The sequence below is a fragment of the Sphaerisporangium corydalis genome, from assembly GCF_025506355.1.
GTDB lineage: Bacteria > Actinomycetota > Actinomycetes > Streptosporangiales > Streptosporangiaceae > Sphaerisporangium > Sphaerisporangium corydalis.
In genome coordinates, this window is sequence record NZ_JANZYP010000150.1 from 1 (window position 1) to 1,495 (window position 1,495).

1 protein-coding gene is annotated in these 1,495 nt (G+C 67.8%); it reads right to left on the reverse strand.

Annotation, left to right across the window (positions count from 1 at the left end):
- Positions 1-27: 27 nt before the first annotated feature.
- Positions 28-1,248, reverse strand: coding sequence for an IS110 family RNA-guided transposase (locus NYZ98_RS41280; protein ID WP_262851016.1), 1,221 nt, complete (start codon positions 1,246-1,248; stop codon positions 28-30).
- Positions 1,249-1,495: the final 247 nt, after the last annotated feature.

Consider the following 1,495-nt stretch of genomic DNA (forward strand, 5'->3'; position numbering starts at 1 on the left):
GGGTCAGACATCCCTGGACGTTGGATGTCAAGCGGCGAGGTCGTGGTTGCGGTGTGACCATGCGGTTGCCTGGTCGTAGGTGGTGTGGGTTTTAAGGCAGCCGTGGAGGATGCCCACCAGGCGGTTGCCGACTTGGCGGAGAGCGGCGTTGTGGCTGATGTCGCGGGCTTTGAGCTGGTCGTAGTAGGCGCGGACTTCGGGATCGTGCAGGAGGGCGCAAGAGGCTTGCAGGTGGAGAGCGTCGACGAGCCGGTCGTTGTGGACGAACCGGGCCTGCACGACCTTGGTCTTGCCCGATTGCCGGGTGATCGGCGAGGTTCCGGCGTAGTTCTTGCGGGCTTTCGCGCTCGCGTAACGGCCCTCGGCGTCGCCGAACTCGGCGAGCACCCGGGCGCCGAGGACGACGCCCATGCCAGGCTGACTGAGGATGACCTCAGCGTCCGGGTGCCGTCCAAAATGGGCCTCGACCTCACCCTCCAGCGTCTTGATCTCGCTGTTCAGGACGGCGATGACAGCGACCAGGGCCTTCACGGTGGAGGCGTGGGCGCCGGTGACGAGCGGGGCCTGGCCCAGGTGCTCACCCCGCAGCACCTCCTGGATCGCGGCGGCTTTGGCGCCGATGTCGCGGCGCCCCTTGAGCGCCACGCTGATCTGGCTGATCGTCAGCTTGGCCGCGCTCTGGGGGGTGGGGGCCTTGGCCAGCAGCCTCAGCACCGCCTGCGAGGTAAGACCGAGGGGCTTGTAAGCGGCAAGAGCGGCGGGGAAGTAGTCCCGCAACGCCACCCGAAGGCGCAGCATGTGCCGGGTGCGTTCCCACAGCAACCTCTGATGCGCCCGGGTGACGACCTTGACGGCCTCGGCGATCTCCGAGTCCCCGGCGACCTGGCGCAACTGGTGGCGGCGGGTGCGGATCATGTCGGCCAGGGCGTGCGCGTCACCCTTGTCGCTCTTGGCCCCCGAGCTGCCGAGGATCTCCCGGTGCCGGGCGGCCTGCTTAGGATCGACCCCGAACACCCGATACCCCGCGGCCACCAGCGCCCGCACCCACGGACCCCGATCGACCTCGATGCAGACGAGCACCTGCGAGGGGTCGGCGTCCTCGGCCACCAACCGGCCGGCCAGGTCGTGGAACCGGGTGATCCCGGCCATCCCCTCCGGCAGCCGGACCCGCTTCAACACCCTGCCGTCCTGGTCTTGAACCTCGACATCGTGATGGTCTTCAGCCCAGTCATCACCGACGAACAGCAACCCGACCTCCACCACGATCGACAACAGCGGTCAGCAGCCTGCAGGAGCCGGCTCGCGAACTAATGGACCAGTGCTCACCCCACACCCTCGGGGGCACGACATCCCATCAGCGATCAAGACCCCTGGCCACCGGTGAGGGCACGATCTGACCCCAGGACTCCTAGGTCCGGTGGACGAGAGTGCTCACCCACCAGCGGCTACAGGCACCGAGTCTGCCCGAACAGCCGACCCGGTAGCTCCCATTAGT